The sequence below is a fragment of the Rhodobacter capsulatus genome (assembly GCF_052363185.1).
Classification (GTDB): Bacteria; Pseudomonadota; Alphaproteobacteria; order Rhodobacterales; family Rhodobacteraceae; genus Rhodobacter; species Rhodobacter capsulatus_E.
On sequence record NZ_CP198955.1, the window covers coordinates 2,935,145 to 2,960,398 of the forward strand.

General features: G+C 65.1%; 23 protein-coding genes, 1 tRNA gene and 1 pseudogene. 16 read left to right on the forward strand and 9 right to left on the reverse strand.

Features of this window, described 5'->3' with window-relative positions:
- Positions 1–1,332 carry a glutamine synthetase family protein gene (locus ACTTAG_RS14445; RefSeq protein WP_444462925.1) on the forward strand — a complete coding sequence of 444 codons (1,332 nt, stop codon included), beginning with the start codon at positions 1–3 and terminating at the stop codon, positions 1,330–1,332.
- Between the two features lie 78 nt (positions 1,333–1,410).
- Here ACTTAG_RS14445 and ACTTAG_RS14450 read toward each other — a convergent pair whose 3' ends face one another.
- Together ACTTAG_RS14450 and ACTTAG_RS14455 are read right to left on the reverse strand one after the other, a co-directional pair.
- Positions 1,411–1,962 (reverse strand): chromate transporter, encoded by a 552-nt coding sequence (locus ACTTAG_RS14450; protein WP_444462926.1) that lies wholly within the window; start codon positions 1,960–1,962, stop codon positions 1,411–1,413.
- Positions 1,953–2,639 (reverse strand): chromate transporter, encoded by a 687-nt coding sequence (locus ACTTAG_RS14455; protein ID WP_444462927.1) that lies wholly within the window; start codon positions 2,637–2,639, stop codon positions 1,953–1,955. Before ACTTAG_RS14455 ends, ACTTAG_RS14450 begins: the two co-directional genes overlap by 10 nt.
- A gap of 210 nt (positions 2,640–2,849) precedes the next feature.
- On the opposite strand from ACTTAG_RS14455, the gene ACTTAG_RS14460 reads away from it, so the two are divergent.
- A complete protein-coding gene (locus ACTTAG_RS14460) occupies positions 2,850–3,350 on the forward strand; it encodes a DUF2076 domain-containing protein (protein WP_444462928.1) in 501 nt (166 codons plus the stop codon).
- Positions 3,351–3,433: 83 nt separating this feature from the next.
- On the opposite strand, the gene ACTTAG_RS14465 is transcribed toward ACTTAG_RS14460, so the two are convergent.
- Both ACTTAG_RS14465 and ACTTAG_RS14470 read right to left on the reverse strand, forming a co-directional pair.
- A complete protein-coding gene (locus ACTTAG_RS14465; RefSeq protein WP_444462929.1) occupies positions 3,434–5,134 on the reverse strand; it encodes an ABC transporter permease in 1,701 nt (566 codons plus the stop codon).
- A 16-nt stretch (positions 5,135–5,150) separates the two neighbouring features.
- Entirely contained in the window at positions 5,151–6,164 is a 1,014-nt protein-coding gene (locus tag ACTTAG_RS14470; protein WP_444462930.1) for a Fe(3+) ABC transporter substrate-binding protein, read from the reverse strand.
- 358 nt (positions 6,165–6,522) lie between these two features.
- Here ACTTAG_RS14470 and modA point away from each other — a divergent pair, with 358 nt between their 5' ends.
- Complete coding sequence (gene modA / locus ACTTAG_RS14475) at positions 6,523–7,281, forward strand: molybdate ABC transporter substrate-binding protein (RefSeq protein WP_444462931.1); 759 nt, start codon at positions 6,523–6,525, stop codon at positions 7,279–7,281.
- Between the two features lie 9 nt (positions 7,282–7,290).
- On the opposite strand, the gene ACTTAG_RS14480 is transcribed toward modA, so the two are convergent.
- Positions 7,291–8,199 carry a LysR substrate-binding domain-containing protein gene (locus ACTTAG_RS14480; protein ID WP_444462932.1) on the reverse strand — a complete coding sequence of 303 codons (909 nt, stop codon included), beginning with the start codon at positions 8,197–8,199 and terminating at the stop codon, positions 7,291–7,293.
- 111 nt (positions 8,200–8,310) lie between these two features.
- Between ACTTAG_RS14480 and ACTTAG_RS14485 the strand changes: the two genes are divergently transcribed.
- The 5 genes from ACTTAG_RS14485 (at position 8,311) to ACTTAG_RS14505 (ending at position 13,939) form a co-directional block, all read left to right on the forward strand.
- On the forward strand, positions 8,311–9,732 hold the full coding sequence (locus tag ACTTAG_RS14485; protein ID WP_444462933.1) for a form I ribulose bisphosphate carboxylase large subunit: 1,422 nt from the start codon (positions 8,311–8,313) through the stop codon (positions 9,730–9,732).
- Between the two features lie 24 nt (positions 9,733–9,756).
- Positions 9,757–10,113 (forward strand): ribulose bisphosphate carboxylase small subunit, encoded by a 357-nt coding sequence (locus ACTTAG_RS14490; protein ID WP_444462934.1) that lies wholly within the window; start codon positions 9,757–9,759, stop codon positions 10,111–10,113.
- A 100-nt stretch (positions 10,114–10,213) separates the two neighbouring features.
- A complete protein-coding gene (locus ACTTAG_RS14495) occupies positions 10,214–11,053 on the forward strand; it encodes a CbbQ/NirQ/NorQ/GpvN family protein (RefSeq protein ID WP_444462935.1) in 840 nt (279 codons plus the stop codon).
- Positions 11,054–11,061: 8 nt separating this feature from the next.
- Positions 11,062–13,305 carry a nitric oxide reductase activation protein NorD gene (locus ACTTAG_RS14500; RefSeq protein WP_444462936.1) on the forward strand — a complete coding sequence of 748 codons (2,244 nt, stop codon included), beginning with the start codon at positions 11,062–11,064 and terminating at the stop codon, positions 13,303–13,305.
- A 558-nt stretch (positions 13,306–13,863) separates the two neighbouring features.
- A tRNA-Phe gene (locus tag ACTTAG_RS14505) sits at positions 13,864–13,939 on the forward strand.
- A 201-nt stretch (positions 13,940–14,140) separates the two neighbouring features.
- Here ACTTAG_RS14505 and ACTTAG_RS14510 read toward each other — a convergent pair.
- Positions 14,141–16,261, reverse strand: a complete 2,121-nt coding sequence (locus tag ACTTAG_RS14510) for an AAA family ATPase (RefSeq protein WP_444462937.1) — start codon at positions 16,259–16,261, stop codon at positions 14,141–14,143.
- 273 nt (positions 16,262–16,534) lie between these two features.
- A complete protein-coding gene (locus tag ACTTAG_RS14515; RefSeq protein ID WP_444462938.1) occupies positions 16,535–17,803 on the reverse strand; it encodes a competence protein CoiA family protein in 1,269 nt (422 codons plus the stop codon).
- Between the two features lie 102 nt (positions 17,804–17,905).
- Between ACTTAG_RS14515 and ACTTAG_RS14520 the strand changes: the two genes are divergently transcribed.
- Together ACTTAG_RS14520 and ACTTAG_RS14525 are read left to right on the forward strand one after the other, a co-directional pair.
- Entirely contained in the window at positions 17,906–18,187 is a 282-nt protein-coding gene (locus tag ACTTAG_RS14520; protein WP_444462939.1) for a helix-turn-helix domain-containing protein, read from the forward strand.
- Positions 18,188–18,318: 131 nt separating this feature from the next.
- The gene (locus ACTTAG_RS14525; protein ID WP_444465289.1) at positions 18,319–18,693 is read left to right on the forward strand and encodes a hypothetical protein; all 375 of its coding nucleotides are present in this window, start codon (positions 18,319–18,321) and stop codon (positions 18,691–18,693) included.
- A 33-nt stretch (positions 18,694–18,726) separates the two neighbouring features.
- Here ACTTAG_RS14525 and ACTTAG_RS14530 read toward each other — a convergent pair.
- Positions 18,727–19,115: pseudogene (locus tag ACTTAG_RS14530) on the reverse strand (IS5 family transposase); the annotation flags it as partial.
- Positions 19,116–19,289: 174 nt separating this feature from the next.
- Between ACTTAG_RS14530 and ACTTAG_RS14535 the strand changes: the two are divergent.
- Positions 19,290–19,883 (forward strand): hypothetical protein, encoded by a 594-nt coding sequence (locus ACTTAG_RS14535; RefSeq protein WP_444462940.1) that lies wholly within the window; start codon positions 19,290–19,292, stop codon positions 19,881–19,883.
- Positions 19,884–20,145: 262 nt separating this feature from the next.
- On the opposite strand, the gene ACTTAG_RS14540 is transcribed toward ACTTAG_RS14535, so the two are convergent.
- Positions 20,146–20,781 (reverse strand): hypothetical protein, encoded by a 636-nt coding sequence (locus tag ACTTAG_RS14540; protein WP_444462941.1) that lies wholly within the window; start codon positions 20,779–20,781, stop codon positions 20,146–20,148.
- A 173-nt stretch (positions 20,782–20,954) separates the two neighbouring features.
- On the opposite strand from ACTTAG_RS14540, the gene ACTTAG_RS14545 reads away from it, so the two are divergent.
- The 5 genes from ACTTAG_RS14545 (at position 20,955) to ACTTAG_RS14565 (ending at position 25,206) form a co-directional block, all read left to right on the forward strand.
- Complete coding sequence (locus ACTTAG_RS14545) at positions 20,955–21,941, forward strand: hypothetical protein (protein WP_444462942.1); 987 nt, start codon at positions 20,955–20,957, stop codon at positions 21,939–21,941.
- Complete coding sequence (locus ACTTAG_RS14550; RefSeq protein ID WP_444462943.1) at positions 21,938–23,167, forward strand: MBL fold metallo-hydrolase; 1,230 nt, start codon at positions 21,938–21,940, stop codon at positions 23,165–23,167. The genes ACTTAG_RS14545 and ACTTAG_RS14550 overlap by 4 nt, the downstream gene beginning before the upstream one ends.
- A 278-nt stretch (positions 23,168–23,445) precedes the next feature.
- Positions 23,446–23,982, forward strand: a complete 537-nt coding sequence (locus tag ACTTAG_RS14555) for a hypothetical protein (protein WP_444462944.1) — start codon at positions 23,446–23,448, stop codon at positions 23,980–23,982.
- Between the two features lie 155 nt (positions 23,983–24,137).
- Positions 24,138–24,386 (forward strand): hypothetical protein, encoded by a 249-nt coding sequence (locus tag ACTTAG_RS14560; RefSeq protein WP_444462945.1) that lies wholly within the window; start codon positions 24,138–24,140, stop codon positions 24,384–24,386.
- 62 nt (positions 24,387–24,448) lie between these two features.
- Positions 24,449–25,206, forward strand: a protein-coding gene (locus ACTTAG_RS14565; RefSeq protein ID WP_444462946.1) for an IS5 family transposase whose coding sequence is annotated in 2 segments (ribosomal slippage) — positions 24,449–24,773 and positions 24,773–25,206 — 759 coding nt in all. Because the reading frame shifts where the segments join, the coding sequence is not laid out codon by codon here.
- The last annotated feature ends 48 nt before the right edge of the window (positions 25,207–25,254 follow it).

Here is a 25,254-nt window from a genome sequence, read left to right on the forward strand (position 1 = left end):
ATGGACTGGCTGAGAGAGCACCCCGAGGTGCGCACCATTCGCGTGGCTGCGGCGGACCTCAACGGGGTGGCACGGGGTAAGCGCATACCCGCACGTTTCGCAAACAAGGTGTTTTCCGAGGGAACCCGGTTTCCGTTCTCGGTGATGAACCTCGACATCTGGGGCGAGGACATCGAGGACAGTCCGCTGGTCTTCGAGACCGGCGACTGCGATGGCCTGTTGCGCCCGACAGAAAGGGGCTTCATGCCGATGCCCTGGCTCGAGGCGCCGACGGCGCTGTTGCCGATCTGGATGTTCCATATGGACGGCCGCCCCTATTCGGGCGATCCCCGGCAGGCGCTCGCCCGGGTCAAGGACCGCTATACCGCGCTTGGCCTGACGCCCGTCGTCGCGACCGAGCTGGAATTCTTCCTGATCGACGACAGCGGCACGAAGCTGCGGGTGCCGCCCAGCCCGCGGTCGGGCAAGCGTCGCACCGGGGGGGAAATCCTGTCGCTGCGGGCGCTGGATGCCTTCGACAACTTCTTCACCGCGCTTTATGAAGCCTGCGAGGTGATGGACATCCCCGCCGACACGGCGATTTCCGAAGCCGGTCCGGGGCAGTTCGAGATCAACCTGATGCATCAGGCCGATCCGCTGAAGGCCGCCGATGACACCTGGCTGTTCAAGATGCTGGTCAAGGGTCTGGCGCGGCAGCATGGCTTTGCCGCCTCGTTCATGGCGAAACCCTATGACCTGTGGTCCGGCAACGGCATGCACACGCATTTCTCGATCCTCGACAAGGATGGCGAGAACATCTTCAACGATGGCACCGAAAAGGGCTCGGATGCGCTGCGGTCTGCCGTGGCGGGCTGTCTGGCCGCGCTGCCGGGGTCAACGCTGATCTTTGCGCCGCATCAGAACAGCTACACGCGGCTGGTGCCGAATGCCCATGCGCCCACGGGCATCGGCTGGGCCTATGAGAACCGCACCGCGGCGCTGCGCATCCCGTCTTCGGGGCCCTCGGCGCGGCGGATCGAGCATCGGGTGGCGGGGGGCGACGTGAACCCCTATCTGATGATCGCGGCGATCCTGGGGGCGGCGCTGGTGGGCATCGAGGACAAGATGGTCCCCGACGATCCGATCGTCGGCAATGCCTATGCGCAATATCTGCCGCAGCTTCCGGCGACGTGGAATCTGGCAATCAACCAGTTCGCCTCCTGCCCGCTGATCCCGCGCATCTTCGAAGAAGAGCTGATCGAGAACTTCCTGATGACCAAGCGGCAGGAAATCCACTACATGGCGGAACTCTCCGAGGAAGAGCAGACCGAGCTTTATCTCGACACGGTCTGACCCGGGCTGACCCGGGCAGTCCTTCGAAAAAACCACGGGCGGGGGGCATGGCCCCCCGTTTCCGTATCGCCCGGCGGCTCACAGGCTCAGCGCCATGCCCCCCAGCGCCGCCAGGATCACCACGCGCCAGGGGGGCTGGTTCCAGACCGTCAGCAGGACGAAACAGGCCAGCGCCAGCGCCAGATCGCGCAGATCGCCGATGGCGCTGGTGAAGACCGGCGCATAAAGCGCCGCGCCAAGGATGCCGACAACCGCCGCATTCGCGCCCCGCAGCAGGGCCTGTGCCGCAGTTTGGGCGCGGAACCGTTCCCAGAACGGCCAGACCGCGATCAGGATCAGAAAACCGGGCGCAAACAGCGCGCAAAGCGCGATCGCCGCCCCGGCAAGGCCGTTCGGCTCCGGCCCCAGCACCGCGCCCAGATAGGCGGCAAAGCTGAACAGCGGGCCCGGCACCGCCTGCGCCGCCCCGTAACCGGCCAGAAAGGCCTCGGGCGTGACCCAGCCCGCGGCGACCGTCTCGGCCTGCAAAAGCGGCAGCACGACATGGCCTCCGCCAAAGACCAGCGCCCCGGCGCGGCTGAAGCGGTCGATCAGCGCCAAGGCGCCGGTCGGCCCGGCGATCAGCGGCAAAAAGGCAAAGCCCGCCCACGAAGACGGCCAGCGCCGCCACCGCCATGCGCGGGCTGACCGGTGCGACCGGGCCGGGTGCGGCGGGGCCGGGTGCGGGGGTCCGTCATCGGGGCTGTGCCCCGGCCGCGCCCCAGCCAAAGCCCCGCCAGCGCGCCCAGACCGATCGCCGCCAGCATGCCCGCCGCCCCGGGCAGAAAGGCCAGGATCGCCACCGCCGCCACGGCGATGGCGGCGCGGCCCCGGTCGGGACAAAGCGTCTTCGCCATCCCCGCGACCGCCTGTGCCACGATCGCCACCGCGACGATCTTGAGCCCGTGCAACGCCCCGCTGCCCAGCGGCCCCGACAGCTGCACCGCAGTCATCGCGAAGCCCAGCATCAGCAGCGCCGAGGGCAGGGTGAAGCCGGCAAAGGCCGCCAGCGCCCCCGCCCAGCCCGCCCGCATCAACCCGAGCGCGAAACCCACCTGCGACGAGGCCGGGCCGGGCAGGAACTGACACAGCGCCACCAGATCGGCATAGGCGCTGTCGCTCAGCCAGCGACGCCGGGTCACCAGCTCGTCGCGGAAATAGCCCAGATGCGCGATCGGGCCGCCGTAACTGGTCAGCCCGAGCCTCAGAAAGACCCGGAAGACCTCTGCCGCGCTGCCCCGCGCCCTGTCCGTGCTGGCCGTTTCCATCTGACCCCCCTGATTGCGGCGCCAGTCTGCCCCGTGCCGGGCCGGCAGGGCAACCGTCACGCCACTTGCGACGGGGGGAAACATTTTCGTGATCGGCGCAGGTTCTGGCGGCGCCCCCCTCGCAGCAGGCGGGGGCAGCCCCCATCTCGGGGGCCGATCCGGGGGCGTCTGCCAGCGACCCGGACGACCAGATCGACACAGGAGACGAGAATGGACACGAACGACCGTCAGGCCATCGCGAGCCTTTTCGAAAAGCTGACGCAGGTCGAACGGCAGATGCCCGCCCGCGACCCCGAGGCGGATCGCTTCATCGGCGAGGCGATCGCCCGCCAGCCCGGGGCGCCCTATTACATGGCCCAGACCGTGGTCGTGCAGGAACAGGCGCTGAACGCGGCGCAAGGCCGGATTTCCGCGCTCGAGGCTGAACTGGCCGAGGCCCGCCGTGCGCCGCAGGGCGGGGGTTTCCTCTCGGGGCTTTTCGGCGGCGGGGCGGCCCCGCGGCGGGCGGCGCCGATGGGCCAGCCCCTGCCGCAGGGCGCGCCGGGCGGGTTCCTGGCCGGGGCGGCGCAGACCGCGATGGGGGTGGCGGGCGGCATGCTCCTGGCCAATGCCGTCGCGGGGATGTTCGCGGGCGAGGCGCAGGCGGGCGAAGCGCCCGAGCCCGAACCCGAGATGGAAGATCCCGGCTTCGACGACAGCGGCGAGTGGTAAGCCGACACGCAGAACAACAGCGCCGACGGGTCCCCCCGTCGGCGTTTTTGCAGGCTGCGCGGGGGAAGGGACGCCGGAGGGGCTCAGCCGTCGCGCCCCGGCGCCTTCGCCCGCCCCAGCCGGGCCAGCGCGATGACCGGCAGGATGCCCGCCGCCACGATGGCCAGCGCGGCCACCGCCCCCTCTTCATAGGTGCCGCGCGCCGCCTCGCCGTAAAGATGGGTGGCCAGCGTTTCGACGCCAAGCGGGCGCAGCAAAAGCGTGGCCGGAAGTTCCTTCATCGTGTCAACGAAGACCAGCAGCGCCGCCGCCACCAGCGAGGGGCGCAGAAGCGGCAGATGCAGGCGGCGCAGACTGGCGCCGGGACCATGGCCCAGACTGCGCGCCGCCTGGTCCAGCGCGCGCGGGATCTGCGCGAAACCGCTGTCAAGGCCGCCCACCGAAATCGCCAGGAACCGCACGCAATAGGCATAGCCCAGCGCCAGCCCGGACCCGATCAGCAAAAGCCCCGCGGGCTGGCCCAGCAGGGTTTGCGCGCCAAGGTCGATCAGCCGATCAAGCGCCCCCATCGGCACCAGCACCCCCAGCGCCACCACGGTTCCGGGCATGGCATAGCCAAGGCTTGCCAGCCGCCCCAGCGCCGCCGTGCCCGCCCCGGGGCGAAGCCGCGCCGCAAAGCTGACGACCATGCCGCCCAGCAGCACCGCAAGGGTCGCCCCGCCCGCCAGCGTCAGGGTGGCGCGCAGCTCCGACCAAAGCTGGGCGGAAATTCCGGCGCTGGCAACGCGCCCCGCCGCCTCGGACAGAAGCCACAGGATCGGCGCGCCAAAGCCCAGCAGAACCGGGGCCAGACCGATCCCCAGCGCCCCCCAGCCGCGCCAGCCCGCAAGCCGCAGCGGCACCAGCGGCCGCAGCCTTTGCGCGCCGCCCGCAAAACGCTGCCTGCGCCGCGCCCAGCGCTCGACCGCCACCAGCGCCGCGACCACCGCCAGCATCACCAGCGCGATCTGCGCCGCCCCGGGCAGGTCCGAGCGGGTGACCCAGGTGGTGTAAACCGACACGGTCAGCGTCCGCACCCCCAGAAATTCCGAGGCGCCGATGTCGTTCAGCGCCTCCATCAGCGCAAGACTTGCCCCCACGGCGATCGCCGGACGGGCCAGCGGCAGCGCCAGCCGGGAGAACAGCCGCGCCCGCGTGCAGCCCAGCACCCGCCCGGCCTCCAGCAGCCCCGCCGCCTGCATCGCGAACATCGCCCGCACCGGCAGATAGACATAGGGGTAAAGCACCAGCCCCAGAAGCGCGATCGCCCCCGGCATCGAGCGGATGTCGGGCAAGCGGAAATCGCGCGGCGAGGCATGGCCAAGCGCCGCCCGCAGCGCCTCCTGCACCGGGCCGAGCGGATGCAGAAGATCCAGATAGACAAAGGCGATGATGTAGCTGGGCACCGCCAGCGGCAAGAGCAGCGCCCATTCCAGCAGCCTGCGGCCGGGAAAGTCATGCGCGGCCACAAGCCAGGCCAGCCCCGTGCCCAGAATGGTCACGACGAGCCCGACGCCCGTCAGCAAGATCGCGGTCTGCCCCAGCGCGGGCGCCAGCACATGCGCCCAAAGATGGCCCCAAAGCCCGGAAGAGCCCTGCGCGGCCTGCCAGATCAGCGCGCCGACCGGCGCCAGCACAAGGGCCGCCACCAGCGCGCTGCCCCAAAGCCAGAAACGCCCGCCCCCCGAACGGGGGCGGGGCCCGGCGCCCACCGCAAGCGGCAGGCTCAGATCGGCAACGGCCATCGGCGGCGCCCCCGGCTCAGTTGTCGAACCCGACCTTGTCGACCAGCGCACTTGCCGCCTTGCGGGCCTTGACCACCTCGGTCAGCGGCAGCGGGTCGACGGCCAGCGTGCCGAAAGAGGCGACGATCGGCGAAAGCTCGGCCCCGGCGCGGACCGGATATTCGAAATTCGCCTCGGCATAAAGCTTCTGCGCCGGTTCCGAGGTGAGATATTCCAGCAGCTTCACCGCCTCGGCCTTGTTCGGCGCATGTTTCGCAATCGCCGCGCCCGAGATGTTCACATGCGTGCCGCCATCCTTGAACGTGGGCAGAAGCACGGTGATCGCCTCGCCCCAGGCTTTCTGCTCGGGCTCCTTTTCATTGGTGCGCATCAGCCCGACATAATAGGAATTCGCCACCGCGATATCGCAGATGCCGCCCAGAATGTCCTTGGCGCCATCGCGGTCGCCGCCACCGGGCTTGCGCGCCAGATTGGCCTTGAGCCCGGCCAGCCAGGTCTCGGTCGCGTCCGTTCCGTGATGCGCCAGATGGGCGGCGAAAAGCCCGGTGTTGTAGGGATGCTGGCCCGAGCGGATGCAGATCTTGCCCGCCCATTTCGGATCGGCCAGATCTTCGTAGGTGATCGCGGTCAGCCCCAGATCCTTGGCCGCATAGACGACGCGGGCGCGCATCGACAGCGCCACCCATTGATTGGCCGGATCGCGCAGGGCTTCGGGCACCGCCCCCAGAACCGCTTCCGAGTCGATGGCTTGCGTCAGCCCCTTGTCGACCAGATCGGCCATGTTGCCGACATCGACCGCCATCAGCACATCGGCGGGCGAGGAGGCGCCCTCGGCCGCCACCCGCTCGGCCAGACCGTCCTTCAGGAAGACCGTGGTGACGGTGATCCCGGTCTCGGCGGTGAAGGCGGACAGCAACGGCTCGACCAGCTTCGGCTCGCGCGAGGTGTAAAGGTTGAGCTCGGCCGCGCCAAGCGCACCGGGAAGAAACAGCGCAGGGGCCAGAAGAAGGGCGCGCAGGGACAGGGTCATGGCAAGGCCTCCGGATTGGAAAGTCTGAGACGGGAAGGTCGTGTCGCCCGGTCAGGGGCGCCCCCGGGATGCCATGAGCGACTATTTCCGTCAAGATTTAATCGTGACTTTTTTACTCAGCTTACCGCTGTTCGGCGGCGCCCCCGGGGCGCTTTGCAGAGTGCCGGAAAATCCGGCAGCCGCGGGCCCTTTTGCATGCGCCGTCATCACCTGGCACGGGATATGAATTTCCCCGACATAGCGAAAAGCACCAGACAAAGATCTGCTGTTCCGTTTTGGGTCACAGCGCTATTAGTTCGACTATACAGCGATACCCCGGCGATGCCGCGCCGTTTGGAACCAGAAAAGGACCGATGCCATGACCCAGTTTTCGACCCTCCTGCGCGCGGGCGCCAGTGTCGCCGCCCTGATGCTGGCCTGTGCCGCCCCCGCCGCCGCCGAGGAGGTGATCGCCGCCGTCGCCGCCAATTTCACCGAACCGGCGCGGGAAATCGCCACGCTCTTCACCGAAAAGACCGGCCATACCGTCACTTATGCCTTCGGCCCCTCGGGTCAGTTCTACACCCAGATCAGCCAGGGCGCGCCATTCGAAGTCTTCCTCTCGGCCGATGCCAGCCGCCCGAAAAAGGCGATCGAGGAGGGCTTTGCCGTCGAAGGCACGGAATTCACCTATGCCCTGGGCAAGCTGGTGCTGTGGTCGGCCGATCCGGCCCTGGTCGACGCCGAAGGCGCGGTGCTGAAGACCGATCTGGCCCATGTCGCCATCGCCGATCCGAAATCGGCGCCCTATGGCGCGGCGGCGATGGAGGTGATGGAAAAGCTGGGCGTGCGGACCACGCTGGAGCCGAAGCTGGTCACCGGCAAAAGCATCACCCAGGCCTATGAATTCGCCGCCACGGGCAATGCGCCGGTGGGCTTCGTCGCCTATTCGCAGGTGATCAACGACACCAAGGGCTCGTCCTGGATGGTGCCCGCCGATCTTTACAAACCGATCAAGCAGGATGCGGTTTTGCTGAAGACCGGGGCCGAGGACCCGGCCGCCAAGGCCTATCTCGACTTCCTGAAAACCCCCGAGGCCATCGCGATCATCCAGAAATACGGCTACGTCACCGAATAAGCCGGATCTTCAGGGCTGCGGGCGCGGGCATCCGGCCGCGCCCCGGTCCAGATGCGCCAGAAAGGCCGTGGCGGCCACCGACAGATGCTTGCCGCGCGGATAAGCGACGTTCCAGACCCGCAGCAGCGGAAAGCCCTGCACGTCGAGCACCACCAGCCGCCCGGTCTCGGCCTCCAGCGTGATCGTGTCTTGCGACAGGATCGCAAGGCCCAGCCCCGCCGCCACCGCCGCCTTGATCGCCTCGTTCGAGCCAAGCTCCATCCGCACTTGCGGCCGGATGCCGTTCTCGGCAAAGAACTTTTCCGCCGCGGCCCTTGTGCCGGACCCGGGTTCGCGCAAGATGAAGGGCGCCTCGGCCAGCGCGGCAAAGGGCAGCGCGGCCACGCCCGCCAGAGGATGACCCGGCGGCGCCAGCACCAGAATCGGGTTGCGCGCAATCGGACGGGCGACCACGTCCAGCCCCTCGGGTGGCTGGCCGAGGATGCACAGGTCATCCTCGTTCGCGGCCAGACGGGCAATCACCGTCTGGCGGTTGGTGACGGTCAGCGCCACCTCGATCCCGGGGTTTTCGGTGCAGAAATCGCCCAGAAGCCGCGGCAGGAAATATTGCGCCGTGGAGACGATGGCCAGCCGCAGCCGCCCCCGCCGCAGCCCCTGCAGATCGGCAAGCTGCATCTCCAGCCGCTCGATCCCCTCCAGCGTCTCGCGCGCCGTGGCCAGCACCGCCTGCCCCGCCTCGGTCAGGAAAAGCCGCTTGCCGATCCGGTCGAGCAGCACCGCGCCGAGCGCCTCTTCCAGCTGCTTGACCTGGGTGAAGACCGCGGGCTGGGTCAGGTGCAATTCCTCGGCGGCGCGGGTGTAGCTGGCATGCCGCGCGACCGCGGCAAAGACCTGCAACTGGCGCAACGTGCAACGCATGATAAGCTTTTCCCTATTCTGCTACTAAAAACTATTCAGTTTTGTAAAGTCACGCAAGGCCGCATAGTGCCCCCAAGCCCCGCAGCAACGGGCCAGCCACACGAGGGAACCATGGCAGCCAAGACTTACGACGCCGGTGTCAAAGACTACCGCTCGATCTATTGGGAACCGCAATATCAGGTGAAGGACAGCGACATCCTGGCCGTCTTCAAGGTGGTGCCGCAGCCGGGCGTCAGCCGCGAGGAAGCCGCCGCGGCCGTGGCCGCCGAAAGCTCCACCGCGACCTGGACCACGGTCTGGACCGACCTTCTGACCGATCTCGATTACTACAAGGGCCGCGCCTATGCGATCGAGGATGTCCCCGGCAGCGACGAGGCCTTTTATGCCTTCATCGCCTATCCGATGGACCTGTTCGAGGAAGGTTCGGTCGTCAACGTCTTCACCTCGCTCGTTGGAAACGTCTTCGGCTTCAAGGCGGTGCGGGCGCTGCGGCTGGAGGATGTGCGGTTCCCGCTGTGGTTCGTGATGACCTGCCCCGGCGCGCCGCACGGGATGAAGGTCGAGCGCGACCTTCTGGACAAATACGGCCGCCCGCTTCTGGGCTGCACGATCAAGCCGAAACTGGGCCTTGCCGCGAAGAACTACGGCCGGGCGGTCTATGAATGCCTGCGCGGCGGGCTCGATTTCACCAAGGACGACGAGAACGTCAACAGCCAGCCCTTCCTGCGCTGGCGCGACCGTTTCCTGTTCTGTCAGGAGGCGATCAAGAAGGCCGAGGCCGAAACCGGCGAGCGCAAGGGCCATTACATGAACGTCACCGCCGGGACGATGGAGGAGATCTACGAACGCGCCGAATTCGCCAAGGAAATCGGCACGCCGATCATCATGTCGGATTATCTGACGGTGGGTTGGGCGGCGCATACGAGCCTGTCGCGCTGGTGTCGCAAGAACGGGATGCTGCTGCATGTCCACCGCGCCATGCATGCGGTGATGGACCGCAACCCCAATCACGGCATCAACTTCCGGGTGCTGGCGAAAATCCTGCGGCTGATGGGGGGCGACCATCTGCATTCCGGCACCGTCGTCGGCAAGCTTGAGGGCGACCGCGAGGCGACGATCGGCTGGATCAACCTTTTGCGCGATCGCTACATCAAGGCCGACCGCGCCCGCGGGATCTTTTTCGATCAGGACTGGGGGCCGCAGCCGGGGCTGTTCCCGGTCGCTTCGGGCGGCATCCATGTCTGGCACATGCCCGCGCTGGTCTCGATCTTCGGCAATGACTCGGTGCTGCAATTCGGCGGCGGCACGCTTGGCCACCCCTGGGGCAATGCCGCGGGCGCCTGTGCGAACCGGGTGGCGCTGGAAGCCTGCGTGCAGGCCCGCAACGAGGGGCGCCATCTGGAAAAGGAAGGCAAGGAGATCCTGACCAAGGCCGCGCAATCCAGCCCCGAGCTGCGCATGGCGATGGAAACCTGGAAAGAGATCAAGTTCGAATTCGACACCGTCGACAAGCTCGACGTGCAACACCGCTGAGACCCGGCCCGAAAGGACACGAAGATGAGCACCGTTCAGGACTACCCCTCCCGCCTCTCGCGCCCGGAAAGCCGCAAGATGGGCACCTTTTCCTATCTGCCGCCGATGAGCGAGGCCGAAATCCGCCGTCAGGTCGACTGGATCGTGAAGAACGGCTGGAACCCGGGGATCGAGCATTCCGAACCCGAATTCGCCGCCCAGACCTATTGGTACATGTGGAAACTGCCGATGTTCGGCGAAACCGATGTCGATGCGATCCTGGCCGAGCTGAAGGCCTGTCACGAGGCGAACCCCGGCCATCACGTCCGGCTGATCGGCTATGACAATTTCACCCAAAGCCAGGGCGCCAACATGATCGTCTATCGCGGCGCCGCCGTCTGAGCTGACACCCTGCCCGCCGCCCCTCCCCTCCTGGCGGCGGTTCCCGGCCCGCCGCAACCTCCTCTGCGGCGGGCCCTTCCCCCAGTCCCACGAGGCTGCCATGCCCGAGACCCTGCCCGAGACCCTGCCCAAGACCCTGAACGACCTGACCCAGCCTTTCCGCATTCCATCCGAACCCTGGTATCGCCCGGTCGCCGACGAGATCGCGCTTTTCGAGGCCGCCCATGCGGCGCGGATGCCGGTGATGCTCAAGGGCCCGACCGGCTGCGGCAAGACCCGCTTTGTCGAACACATGGCCTGGCGGCTGGGCAAGCCCTTGGTCACCGTCGCCTGCAACGAGGACATGACCGCCTCGGATCTGGTCGGGCGCTTCCTGCTGGATGCCACGGGCACGCGCTGGCAGGATGGCCCGCTGACCTTTGCCGCGCGGCATGGCGCCATCTGCTATCTGGATGAGGTGGTCGAGGCGCGGCAGGACACGACCATCGCCATCCACCCGCTGACCGACAATCGCCGCGTGCTTCCACTTGAAAAGAAAGGTGAATTGCTGCGCGCCCACCCGGATTTCCAGCTCGTGATCAGCTACAACCCCGGCTATCAGGCGTTGATGAAGGATCTCAAGCAATCGACGAAGCAACGCTTTGGCGCGCTCGATTTCACCTGGCCCGAGCATGGCGTCGAGGTCGAGATCGTCGCCCATGAAACCGGCATCGATCCGACGCTGGCCGGAAAGCTGGTGGCGATCGCGGAACGGGCGCGCAATCTCAAGGGTCATGGCATTGACGAGGGGATTTCGACGCGGATGCTGGTGCATGCGGGCGGGCTGATCGCCCAGGGCGTGGCGCCGCTCGCCGCCTGCCGGATGGCGCTGGTGCGCCCGATCACCGACGATCCCGACATGCGCGACGCGCTGGACGCCGCCGTCACCACCTATTTCTGAGGCCCGCCATGTCCGCCCCACCCGCCCCCGAGCCCCTGCCCGCTGCGGCGCAGGACACGCTGACACGCCTTGCCCCCGAGGCCGCACGGCAGCTTTCGGCGCAGGGCCGCGCGGTCTGGCACGAGGGGGCGGCGGCGCTTGATCGCAGCGGCAAGGGCGCCGAGGCGGTGCAGGCCTGGGCCGAGGCGGCGTTGCCTGTCGCGCGCGATCTGGGCGAGGATGTGCTGCCGGACCTTTTGCGCGCCTGTCTGGCGATGGCCGCGCGTACCTCGGGCGCGGTGATCGCGCGGGTTCTGGCGACGGCGCCGCTGGCCGCGCGGCGGCTGGGCGATGCCGATCTGTTCCGCGCCTATCTGGGGTTTCTCGACCTGCTGCTGGCGCAGGCGCCGCGGGGGTTGCGACCGATGCTCGATCAGCTCGACACGCTTCTGGGCGTGCTGACGCTGGGCGGTCTGCGCCGCTGGGCGCTCTGGGGTGCCGAGATGCACCGCACGAATTACCCCGAACAGGCGCGTTATTTCGCTCTGGAAAGCGCCGAGGCGCAGGCGGTTTTGCAACGCGAACGCAAGGGGGTGCTGTTCATCGATATCCACCGCCGCATCGGCGCCTATCTGCGCGCGCTGTGGGGGCGGGACTTTCCGATGCGCCCGACCTCGGGCGATTTCGAGGCGCGCGCGGGGCTGCGGCCCTATCTGGAAGCCGGGGTGATCCACCTGCCCGACGCCTGGGACGATCCGCCGGGGGCGACGGGGCTTGATCTGTATCGCGCCGCCGCCGCCCATGCCGCCGCCCATCTGGCCGCGCGGCGGGGCCCGCTCCTGATGGAGGGGCTGAGCCTGCATCAACGCGGCTGCATCGGGCTGATCGAGGATGCAAGGGCCGAGGCGCTGGCGATTGCCCGTTTCCCCGGCCTCGGCCCGCTTTGGGCGCGGTTTCACACCGGCACCGGGAAGCTCGACCGCCTCGCCCGCGCGTTGCTTTTGCCCGAAGCGCCGGAACCCGACCCGGATGCGCAATGGGCCCGCGCCGCGCTGGCCGGGGCCGATCTTGCCGACGAGACCACGGCGCTGCGCCTTGGCCTTGCGCTGGCCGAACGGCTGGACCCGCGCCTGTCCACGCCCGCCCTGCCCTATCGCGACGACAACCGCGCGCTTTGGGAAGGCGACGAAAGCGACTGGTCCGAGGGGGTCGCGCCCCCCGCGCAGATCCGCCGTTATGTCTCGGTTTCCGAACTGGTGAACGAGGTCGAGGTCGAAACCGCGGGGGACGACGCGCAGGAAATCCTGGTCTGCGCGAGTGAACTTTTTGACGATGCAGGCAGCAGTTTCAACGCGCGGGAGGGGCGCCCGCCCGTCGCGCCGCCGCGCCGCTATCCGGAATACGACCACCGCAGCGGGCTGGATCGGCCCGACTGGGTGACGGTGCATGACAAGCGCCCCCGCCCCGGCGATCCGGCCCTGGCAGAGGCGATCTTGCGTGACCACCGCCCGGTTCTGGCGCGGATGCGCCGGGTGCTGGAGGCGCTGCAGCCGCAGGGCGTGCAGCGGCTGCGGCGGCTGGAAGACGGCGACGAGCTGGACCTGAATGCGGCGATTGCGGCGGCCGTCGATCTGCGGCTGGGCCGTCAGCCCGACCCGCGGGTGATGATGCGCCAGCGCCGGGTCACGCGCGACGTGGCGGTGCTTTTGCTGCTCGACCTCTCCGCCTCGACCAACGATCCGGCGGGGCCGGGCGGCGAACGGCTGCTGGATCTCACCCGCGCCGCCACCGTGCTGCTGGCCGAAGCCGTGCACCGCGTCGGCGATCCTTTTGCCCTGCATGGCTTTTGTTCAGACGGGCGGCACAATGTGTTTTACCAGCGTTTCAAGGACTTTACCGAAGACTGGGGGCCGCAGGCAAAGGCCCGGCTGGCGGGGATGGAGGGGCAGCTCTCGACCCGGATGGGTGCCGCGATCCGGCATGCGGGCTGGCATCTGGGCCAGCAGCGCGCGGCGCGCAAACTGCTTTTGGTGCTGACCGACGGGGCGCCTGCCGATATCGACGAACGCGCCCCCGCGCATCTGCGCCACGACGCCCGCGCCGCCGTGACCGAGGTCGCGCGGCAGGGGGTGCAGCCCTTCTGCCTCAGCCTCGACCCTGAAGCTGATGGCTATGTGGCGCAGATCTTCGGGCCGCGCGGCTACCAGATCCTGGACCGGGTCGAGCGCCTGCCCGAACGCCTGCCGCGCCTTTACGCCGGGCTTTCGCGCTGAACGGCGCCACCGCACCGGGGCCCGATCTCGCCCATGGCGGCCGGGGTTGGCCAAGGCAAGCCGTCCGCTTGACCTGACGCCTTCCAAGATCGAAAGCGGGGTCGAGGCCCCGGACCAGGCATGACGATTTCCTTGCCTGCCGGGACTTGGGCAGATCGATCGCCCGCATGCTGATCATTGTCGCCATCGATGTGCCCCTTCGCTCGGTTCCGATGGAACCATCATGGCAGATGCCGTTGGGGGGGGGCCGGCATCGGGTCAAGGCCGCGGGGGACGGCCGCGCGGATGGCGGCCTGTCGCTTTTCCGCCAGAAGAGCGACAGGCGGCGAGCCGCGGCCACAAGATCAGCGATCTTGCGACCCTCCCGCCCCGGAACCCCGATATTCTGGCGATATCTCCCGCCGGAGTGTGATCGACGCCTTCGTGCCCCGAGGGACCGGGATCTTTTCGAGGACGGAATTTTTCCGTGCAAAATCGCCAATACCCACTGGACAGCCCCCGCGCCCTCGTCTAGTAACCCGACACCAACGCCGGTTCGGCCAGCCTGACCAGCCCGGTGCCCAGATAGCTCAGTTGGTAGAGCAGCGGATTGAAAATCCGCGTGTCGCTGGTTCGATTCCGGCTCTGGGCACCATTTATAACCCCATGAAATTCAAAAGATTTTACTGAGATGCCTGATCACACTTATCGTGATCATCTCCCGATTTTCCCGTTTCGGGGTCACAACGGGGTCACAAACCGCTCCGGATGGGTGGCGAGGGCCGCGCAGATAAAAATGCCCGTGTCAAGTGGGAACCACGGTCCCCGGCTGCAGAGCCTCGATTTCCGCCGCACGTTACGAATCGTAGGTCTCTGACGGCGGATGCGCAAGGTTCGCGACGATGGCGGCGTCATCGACTTCGGGCAGGAACTCTCCGATCTCCGCCGTGACGAGGTGCTCCATTTCAGCAAGCCGTCGCGCGAGACGTTCAAGATGCACGCAATGGTGCGTCAACAGGCGCACCGCCCGGGCGCATTGCTCGTCCAGACGCTTGGACACGGCCGCGCGCTCGCCCGCAGACATTTGTCGAGCGGCAATGCCCTCGACCGCTTCCCAGATCAGACCGTTCTGCCCAAGCCCGACGCAGCGTTCCAGCCCGAGAGCCAGATGCGTTGCAATAGCGAGATCGCTTTCGGCGCTGCCGCCCGATCCCCCGCTCGGAGCGCCGAACACCACGATCTCCGCCGCCCGGCCGCCGAGCGCATGGGCGATCTGATCCTCGTAATCTCCGCGCAGTCCCGCCGTCGGTGCGCGCAACATCTTCGCCTCACCGCCGTCGCCGGTCAGCGACAGGTCGGTGATCTCGCCCAAGCCAAGCACATGCGCGATGATCGCGTGCCCCGCTTCGTGAACGGCAATTCGCCAGCGCAGATCCGGGTGACGCAGATCCAGATCGCCGAAAGCGCAGAGCAGATCCTGCACGCCGAGCGCCCGCCCGGCCGCACGCGCACGCGATCGCGCCTGTCGCACAACTCCCGAGATCGCGGCCGGTGTCCTGCCCCGAGCAGCCCGGACGAGCGGGTTCAGATCGGCAGGCGCATCCGATCCCAACTGCACCCGCAGGATCTGCGCCAGTGCTTCCGGTCCCGGCAGCGGCACGGGAACGTGCAGATCGAGGCGTCCTGCGCGGAGGACCGCCGGGTCGATATGCTCTGGGTGGTTAGTGGCACCGATCAGCATCACGCCCTCAAGACCGGCGAGGCCATCGAGTTGCGCAAGCATTTCGTTCACGACCTGTCGCGTATAATTCCGGTTCCGATCACTCGGTTCGGTGCGCGATCCAATGCTGTCAATCTCGTCGATGACCAGCACGCAGGGCGCAAGCCGCCGCGCCTCCGCAAAGGTCGCACGCATCGACCGCAGCATCTCGCCCAAATGTCCGGCGGCCTGCCATTCGCCAACGGTGGCCATCACGGTGGGCAGGCCTGCAGCTTCGGCGATCACGCGCGCAGCATGGGTTTTCCCTGTTCCGGGCGGCCCGACCAGAAGCAAGCCACGCGGGATATCCGACCAGGGCAAGGTGCCATCGGCAAACGCGAGCAGATCGGCGACCAGCCGAGTTGCCGTTTCAAACAGTTCGCCGGTTCCGGTCAGGGCTGCGAGGGATCCGCGCGGGCGCGGCTCGCAGTGCTTGCGCAGCGCCTCGGCCACCCCGAGCGCATGCGTCGCACGAAAGGCGACGGCGAACTCCAGCCGACCCAGACGCGCGAGGGCGCGTGGGGACGGGAGTTGCGCCAGCACCGCCGGGCGGTCGCTGACCTGATGCATCGCTTCGATGGCGAACAGAACGACCTCCTTCGTCAGCGGCGCCAGCACGATCGGTGGCGGCAATGATGCGCGCATCGAGGCGGGCAGCGTATTCGCTTCTGCAACGACGACCAAAACGGCTGACCGCAACTGAAGCGAATCCGCGATCCGGGTCAGCCCGGATTTGAAATTCGCGTCGGACGCCCCGCTATCCGGGTACAAAAGGGTCGTCAGATGCACTGTTTTTCCGCGCGCGTCGGGATTGAGGCTCGAGCTGACCAAGACGTCATCGCCAAAAGCAGCGTGGCGCAACAGATATCCGATGAGATTCGCCTCGTCGTTGGAGCCCGCTTGCAGAATGGTGATGGCACCATCAACGGCGGTTGCCCCGATGCTTCGCGCGGTGCCGAAGGTGAGTGCGAGCCGAGCGATCATCAGCGCGCGGTCCGGTTCGATCCAACGGACATCTCGGGCCGACAGAGCCGGCGCCGGGGAGGTCGGAACCTGATCCGGTTCGGAAATATTACGATCAGCGAGTGACGCGGCCCAAAGCGCTTCGATGTCGGACCCGTCGTCCGGGTCATCGTCGGGCATCAGCATCGTCGTCGTCACGATCCGGCGCAGCATCGTGCGCGCGAGCTGCGTCCAGCCAGGTTTTTTCGTTTTCATGCGATTTCCTCTTTTTCTGATCGGACGGTCAGCAACCGGGGACGTGCGGCGGGCGCGGCAGCGAAATCGGTCGACGGTGACGGCGCGAAATCATCGAGTCGATCCGCCACGCGAGCAGCGCATCCCGTCGGGCGCGCTCCGCGTCGGAGCACAGGGGCAAAGCGTGTTGAACGGCGGGATTCTCAAAGGGAGTGAGCATTCTCTTTCCTTTCTTTGGGGTGAGCGAAACCATCCGGCAGGTGCCGGTTCGGTGGACGGGGTTGGATACGGGGGCTACGGCACGGGCAGCGTTGGAATGAGCCGCGTGAAAAGAGGGCGCCAATCCCGGATGCGGCGCGCGAATTCGCCAGAGTCATGTGCAGCCCAAGCGCGGGCAAGGACGCGGGGCGTGTTTCCGTCAACCGGCGGTGCTGCCGAACCCGAATGCAATGCCGCCTCGAACACGGGCACCCACAAGTGCCGCCCATCGAATACATCGGTTGCTAGCGAGGTATTGACGACCGCCCTGACCGCATGCGGTGCTCGCGTAGAGCCGTCGCGGACCCTGCCGGAGAGGATGCTGGCCAAGGCTCCGAGCACGGGCCGGAGACCGTCGGCGACAAAATCCTTCCATGGCGGCAAACCGAGATCCGGCGCCATGGCGTAATACCAGAGCTTCAGATCCGTGCGTTCAGGAGACGCAAGATGCGCCCAGAACGCGCGGCTGATAGGATCGTCCGCCAAGCCCGTAGGGGCCGGATTCAAGCCAAACCAATTGGCCAGCTCCGGCCAGGTGATCCAACTCCATTGCGCGCGGATATCGCGGCCGCTGTCTGTGATTGACACCCGTTTCATCTGGAGACGCCCGAGCGCGGCCGACCTGGCAACGCAGGCCTCGTCGAACGCGAGGATATTGCCGCCGAGGCGCCACAGCAGATCTTGAAACGGTTGAAGGTTCACTTGGTCCAGCTGAGCCCCGTCCAGCACCCAAGCATGAAGGACTGGGCTGCGTTCGTAAAAAGCAGTCCGCCCCCGAATGGTATCGCGGCTCGGCGGCGCCAGCTGCAAATCGAACCCGATCATCCGCCCGTCGATCACCATCGCGACGTCAGGTCTGCGATGCACGCCCTCATTGGTTACGAGAACCTCGAGCATCGCGTCATCGATATGGCTGTCTCCGCAGGCGGCATCCATCAACGCCTGTTTCAAATAGCGATGTCGCGCCCCCTCCTGGCGCCCGTCGAACTGATGCGCGCCAATGGATGCTGCGGCGATGGCGGGCGATGTCAGAGCCGGGCATCCGTTTCCGGTTCCCGCCGCATGGGCGAAATACGCTCGACGGCCGGTCGTCGTGCCCGAATGTTCGACGGCCCGAACGCGCAGGTTCACCGGAGCCCCGCAATGACCGCACCGGTGAGGCGTGAAGCGAAGCAAAGCCAGTTTTTCGGCATCGAGGGGATCGAGCAGCCTGTTGACCGACATCGGTGCTGACGGGCGGTCGAGGCGCGTAACGCAGGCGATGGCGCGCTGCATCGTCTCTGCGTTGAGGTGTTGATCGAGCATGGTTGACTCGCGGCAATGTTGGACTTTATCAGGTTATGTCTGAAACATAATCCATGCAGTTTGGGGCGTCAAGTCTCAAACTTAACAAATGATGCCTGAAACATGATAAATATTGCCCAGATCAAAGCCGCCAGGCTTTTTCTTGGATGGGAGCAGTCTGATCTCGCCGATCGCTCCGGCGTCTCCCTGCCCACGATTCAGCGGCTAGAGAACCCGAAATTCGGCCCGGGGCGGTCCCGCATGGAGATCGTCATGCGCGTCATAGAGGCGCTGGAGGCGGGCGGGATCGAGTTCATCCCCCCGGATGGAACGAAAGGTTGTGGGGTGCGCCTGTCGCGCACGGATGTGAAGCTCGAAGGGGGAACCGAAGCCAACCCGATTTAGCGACAAGTGACCGGCTGCGATTGTGATGGCGTTTTTCTGTGGACGGAGGCGCTAGTTGAGGGAGGCCGTAGTAGCGAAAACGGAATTCTGCGCGAACATGGACTTGCAGATGTTCATTCTGCGAGGTCCCCATGCCTACCCCCCCGAAAGACCCCAAACGCGCCGATCGCCGCCGCCACGAGCGTATTTCTCAAGACCGCCGCGGCCTGCACGAGGCTCGTATCATCGTGCCCCGCGAGCACGACGCGTTGTTGCGCGCATGTGCGAAACTCCTGAGGAATGATCGCGAGTTTCCGGTTGCGCTAGCCGCTATGCTGAGCCCGTCTTCTGACGTGCCGGTTGATGCCAACGCGGAAGCCGTCGCCATGTCCCCCAAAAAACCGAGAAAGCGGAAAGAAACGCAACCCGCAGCGATTGGTGATCTGTTTGCATTCGCTGCCGGCGACGAAACCGAGAAATCTGTTGACGTTGCTGCTGGAAGGTCGCGAGAATTTCATTCTCAATGAAGTTCTCACGGCGGGCATCCACCCACGGCGGGCATCCACCCACGGCGGGCATCCAAGGAGGTCTATCGCAGCTATTCCATGCGCCTGACTGGGCAGAAGGCGGAAGTCGATCAGGTTGCCGAGTGCGTCGGTCAGCGCCATGATTCTCGTCGTCACGCCGCCGCGAGAGCGCCCGATGGCCTGGCCTTCAGTCCCCCTTTTGCGCCCTGGCCGTGACGGTGGACCTTGACGATGGCGCCGTCCACCATCACGTTTTCGAAGTCGGCGTCTTCGGCTAAAGCCTTGAACATGATATGGAATGCGTCGACCTTCACCCAGCGGCGGAAGCGTTTGAAAACGGTGTTCCACTTCCCGAACTCGGACGGCAAGTCGCGCCACGGGCAGCCGGTGCGGGCGATCCAGAGCACCGCTTCGACGAACATAGGACCGCAGTGCCTTGCCCGTCTCTTTCGAGCCCGCACCATAGATGAGGATCAGATCCCCGTCCTTGATATGTCTGAGAATGTGGTCGCGCCCGGCCTCCTTCGTCCATCCGGCATAGCCGTCCTCTTCTGGGTTGAACCCGTAGAAGGAGCGGATCCAGAGGCTTTTTCCCTTTGGCAGCGTATTCATGCCGCCGCCCCGGTGTCGGTCAGCGCGGCGCGGAGGGTGGCGTCGAGGAGGCGGGCGCGGGTGGTGACCGCTACACCTCGTATGATGAAGCCATCGCTTGCATCCGGTCGTTTTCTTCAGCCGGGCGCGTCAACGTGATACATTTCCTTGGTCAGGTTGGGCGAAGTGCTGACGATGCTTGGGAGAATGCGGTCGCTCCGTTCATCAACAACGCCTGGCCCCGAGAAGCGCAGTATCAGATCGAGGCGACATCAGCGGCATTCATTTCCCTTTTGGAGGACTGCGGCGACCATTTTCCAGCTGTGCTAGAGGCCGCCCGCCCGTTCCTGCGGCGGATCCACCGTGGCCACCACTGGCTATACCGCTTTTACAAAGACATTGGTAACGAAGGTGAAGCGCCTATTTCTGCGAATTTCCCGAGGGAGACGCTGGCACTGATGGACGCTATCATCCCGGATGATCCATCGGGTGTTCCGTTTGATCTTGCGGCAGTTCTGGAGCAGATGGTCGAGGCTTGGCCAGGTGCAACACGTGATCGGCGTTTCATCAGGCTTCAAGAGTTGGTTGCAGCGCGATGACAGAAGATGGATCGAGTACGCCGGACATGGCCGAATTTACCCGATCTACCACCCCAACGCACCCACAAGGACAGCCCTTTACCGTCGATCGCGCGAGGCGCTGCGAAAGGCTTGCCGCCTTCGAAGAGGGCGGTTTGCCAACGGTGAGTTTGCAGCATTGCAAGCGCAGCAAATCGGCAATAACCGACGTTCACGAGGCCCCATGGGGAGCGACGCGCTGCGCAAGAAGCGGCCGTTTGTTCGACGATGTAGCCGCGATGGATCAACGGGGGTCGGGAGTTGGGCGGCGGTGGAACGGATCCCAGCGCGCGGCGCGGTCTCGTTCCGCGCGGGCGAGGACGGCGTCAATTTCGCCCGTTGCGAGGCCGAGGTGTCTTGCCGTCTGCCGCGCCAGATCCGGATCGATCGGGCAGGCAATCGCCAATTGCACGGCAAGGCTGTTGCCGTCGTCGGTGCGCTCCAGCAGGAAACGTGCGAGAAGATGGGCCGGTGTGGCCAAGCGCGCCTCGGCGCCAAGCCAGGCCACGCGCCGGGAGGCGGCAATCAGATCGCGCTCGGCCATGTTGACGGCGGCCCGCAACACCAGCCGTACCGATGAGCCCGGACGGCACGCCGCGGCATCGGCGGCCTGCAGCGCTGCGGCCGATGTCTTCCAGTCGGGCGTCTCGGGCGCAAGCGGCAGGAGCAGTTCGATCTGCGCGCAATATTGTGCCGGGGCGTAGCGGGCATATGCGATGCGGCCGATCACCAGCGCGGGCAGCCCGAGCCGGTCGAGCGCGGCCGTCACGGCGCAGAACCGGCCCGGCAGGTCGCGTGCATCGTGATCGGGGCTCAGCCCGACGCCGTTGATCAGCAGACGCAGGTGCGTGTCGTCATTTGCTGCGCGATGCGTGCTCATGCGGTCTCCAACTCATTATATTTTCATAATTTTCCAGAATGCTTGACCTGCCTGCGCGGATGTCGCCCCGATCCGCAGTCGGAGCAACATTCCGCCACAGGTGCGTGTCAAGTGTAAATTCAAACCGGCCTCAAGGGAATATAAGGGGATGAGATGTCGAAAGGACAATTGTGATGACGAACGTTTCCGACGCCAGTGGCACTTCCTTCAAGCGGGCGCTGAACCCGACATTGCTATCCGACGTGGCGCTGGCCTCCTATCCGTTGCTGGGGCAGTTGCTGGCGCTCTGGTCGCCCGCAGGCCATGACAGCGAGGGTGGCAAAAGGCTGCGACTTTTCATTCGCGACGGCTATGTGAATTTCTACGCCGAGGGACAATCCGTGTTCATGGTCTCTTTTGGCAAGGATGGTCTCAAGTTTCGGATCCATCGGAAATATGTGCTTGAGGACGTTCCTTCCGCCGATCAGGGGCACCTGTCGATTTCGGGGGACAGTCTTCAGGCCGATCTTTCAGCTTGGCACGACCGGGCACGTCGCCATTCCAGCAAGAAAGCCGAAAAGGTCTTTGTCGATTTGCTGCTGGGCGCCAATCCCGATGTGATCGACGTCGAGGCGGCCCTGCCCGGAGTGTTGGTGACGAACGAAGTGACAGGCGAGGAAAGCCTTGTCGCGCCGCGCATGGACCTCGTGGCGCTTGAACCCTGTGCGGGGGGCTATCGCCTGGTGTTCTGGGAGGCGAAGCTGTCGGAAAACCCCGAAACCCGCGTCAGGAATCCCGAAGACCCGGAAGTCGTAAGACAGCTGGGCAAATACAGGGAATGGCTGGAAGATCCGGCCCACAAGCGCGCCGTGATTGACGCCTATACGGAGGCCTGCCGAATGCTCGTCGCCCTGCATGAGCTGGTCGACGCAGCCCCGCCGCTTGGTCAGGCGATCCTTGCCGTGGGATCGGGACGCGCCGAGATCGTCGATCTCGATCCGCAGATCCGGCTGGTGATCCGCGAGAGCCGCAAGGAGGGGACGCAGGGCGGTAAGAAGGTGCGGGCCTTCCGCGATCCCGCCTTCACACAAAACGGCCATGCACAAAAGCTGGAGAATGCGGGTGTCCCGCTGCTGCTGATCGGCCCGGGCGGGTCTTTCGTGCTGGCGCCCGACGCATGAGCCTTGCCGTCACCATCCACCGCGGCACCCGGCAGATCGGCGGCAGCCTGATCGAGATCACCCATCCCGAGGGGGCGCGGCTGATCCTCGACGCGGGCCAGGCGCTCGAGCTGCCGGAGGGCGAGGAAGACCGCCTGCCCGAGACGCTCGACACCAGCCGCCCGGCAACCGTGCTGCTCAGCCACGCGCATCTCGATCACTGGGGGCTGGTGGCGCAGCTTCCCGCCGATTGGCCGGTGATGTGCGGGGCGGCGACGGCGCGGCTGATCGCGGCCTCGCCCTTCGACAAGGGCAAGCTGCCGCATCGCCTGACGACCTGGGAAAGCCGCAGCCGACCGATCCCGATCGGACCGTTCACCCTGAAGCCGCGGCTGACCGACCACTCCGCCTTCGACGCCTACATGCTGCAGATCGACGGCGCGGGGCGGCGCATCCTTTACACCGGTGATTTTCGCCGCCATGGGCGCAAGGCGGCCTTGGTCGATGGGCTCATGAAGCGTCCCCCGAAGGGGATCGACCTGCTGATCACCGAGGGCACCAACCTGGGCACATCAAAGCCCACAGTGACCGAGACGGATCTGGAAAACCGGCTGGTCGAACGCAGCAAGACTGTGACGGGGCGGATCTTCGTCTATTGGTCGGGGCAGAATTTCGACCGCCTGACAACGCTTTACCGCGTCGCCAAACGCACGCGGCGGGATCTGGTGATCGACCTTTATACCGCCGACATGCTCGAGCAGGTGGCCGAGGGCTCGGGGCTGCCCCGCCCCGGTTGGCCAAACCTGAAGGTGGTTCTGACCGCCGGATTGCGCCGTCTTTACGCCGACCGCTACGGCGAAAGCTACATCGGCGGCATCAGCCGCACCGGCCTCGGGGCAGCGGCGCTGACCGGCAGCCGCGCCATCGTGATGCTGCGCAAGGGGCTGGTGCGGGATTATGCCGCCAAGGGGGTCACGCCCGGCCCCGAGGATCTGTTCCTGTGGTCGACCTGGGACGGCTATCTGAAGGGCGGCGATGCGGCCTGGGACTGGTGCAAGGCGCATGGCGCCCCGATCGAGAAATGGCACACGAGCGGCCATGCCGCCACTGCGGACCTGATCGCCTTTGCCGCGGCAATGGCACCGAAAGCGATCGTGCCGGTGCATGGCACGGCTTGGGACACTCCGCCCGAGAACTTTGGCCCGTTACTGCGTTTGAAGGATGGCGAGCGGTGGCAGCTGCCCTGATGACGAGCCAGCGGTAACCGTTCGCAACCGTTCGTGCCGCGTACGGGGCGACCCGATGATGCCGCGCAAGGGGCGGTTGCCGGACGTTGGCGTTGCGGCATAGCGTCCGCAGCAAATCAGTGATAACTGCCGTTCGCGTCGCGCCCCGGGGCGACAGAGACGCGCAGGAAGCAGAGTTTAAGCTGGCCCCCTTCGCGCATCTTGCTGGCGCGGTCTGCTCATGGACGAAGCGGTGACGTAGCATTGGTCTTTTGAGCTTGCCAAGCACGCGGCTCACGTTGAAAAAACCACTTGGGATTTTTCAATTGAAATCGCAAAATCGGTCATATAAGCACAGAGAATTATTCGATGCTGGCGTTGCAGCCCTAAAAGGTTTTGGCATCGATGGAAAATTTTACAGATGTCCAATTTGCCAACGTGACTTCGATGAGCAAGCTATCAGAAAAGATGCTCCAACTGACTACTGCCTCACCCTCGAACACGCACCGCCTGAGAGCATTGGCGGAAAGGTGGTCGCACTGACATACAAAAATTGCAACAATAATCTTGGCTCAAGATTGGATAGCCAGATCGCCGCAAGAGAGCAATTCTTTCGTTTTATCGACCCAAATAGACCCAACCCCAAGCCATTCGCAGGAAAAATTTCATTGAATGAGGATGTCGCAATAACAACCAACGCTCAAATATCAGGAAAAATTGGTGACGGGATTAATATTCGCGTCGGGAAAAACAACAAACCATCCCATCTATCTGGAGCGCTAGAAAGTCTTAAACATATAAGCTCATCTGGGGGGGCACATTTCATGGGAAGCTGAAGTTCCCCGCCTATAATGAAGCGCTTACAAAATTAGCATTCCTTAAGAGCGCGTTCCTTTGTCTATTTGGAAAATTTGGATACACATACGCCCTGAGTAAGCCAGCCAGATATATTTCCGATGGCTTTCTTGAGAAGGGCGATGTCGAGGTGGTGATGCTTAAGCCAATTAGTGGTTATGAAAATAGTATTTTGACAAGTGAGATGGCGGGGGTTTGCTTTGTTGGCTTTGGCGAATTCCTCTTGGTTTGTCCATGGGTGAATGCCAGTATTGAAAAGTACGCGGCAGCATGCAAGGCTCCAGATTCTTTTTTGGGAAACTACAAATCACTTCTTCCGTTTGAAATGCCGCTGAAACTCGAAGCAATCTTGGATAACGGGTCGAGAAAAACGCATAAAGCCTAGGCTCCAGACCCATCGATTTCGCGGCTTTAGCGTGATTCAGGCTCCGCAAGGAGACCTGATCTATGAGCAATCTTTACTGGCTGAGCGACGCCCAGATGGAGCGCCTCAAACCGTTCTTCCCCAAAAGCCATGGCAAGCCGCGCGTCGATGATCGTCGTGTTCTCAGCGGCATAATCTTCATCAATCGCAATGGGTTGCGCTGGTGCGACGCGCCGAAGGACTACGGCCCGGCGAAGACCCTCTACAACCGCTGGAAGCGCTGGAGCGACAATGGGGTCTTCGCCAGGATCATGGCGGGCCTGGCCGCCGAGAGCGCCGAGCACAAGACGATCATGATCGACGCGACATATCTCAAGGCGCACCGCACGGCATCGAGCCTGTGCGTGAAAAAGGGGGGCGCGGGCGCCAGATCGGGCGCACCAAAGGTGGCATGAACACCAAGTTGCATGCCGTCGCGGATGCGAAGGGGCGGCCGATCGGGTTCTTCATGTCGGCCGGGCAGGTCAGCGATTACACGGGCGCAGCGGCGTTGCTGGGCAGCCTGCCGAAGGCGGGTTGGCTTCTGGCAGATCGGGGATATGATGCCGATTGGCTCAGAGACGCGTTGAAAGACAAGGGGATGAAGGTCTGCATCCCTGGTCGAAAGTCACGCAAGAAGGCAATGCAATACGACAAGCTGCGCTACAAACGGCGCAACCGCATCGAGATCATGTTCGGCCGTCTGAAGGATTGGCGGCGAGTTGCAACCCGATACGATCGGTGTCCGGAAACCTTTTTCTCCGCCATCATGCTCGCCGCGATCGTCTTGTTCTGGCTGTGAAACTCAATGAGTCTGGAGCCTAAGTAATCCTTGACCTTTTTAGCGCCG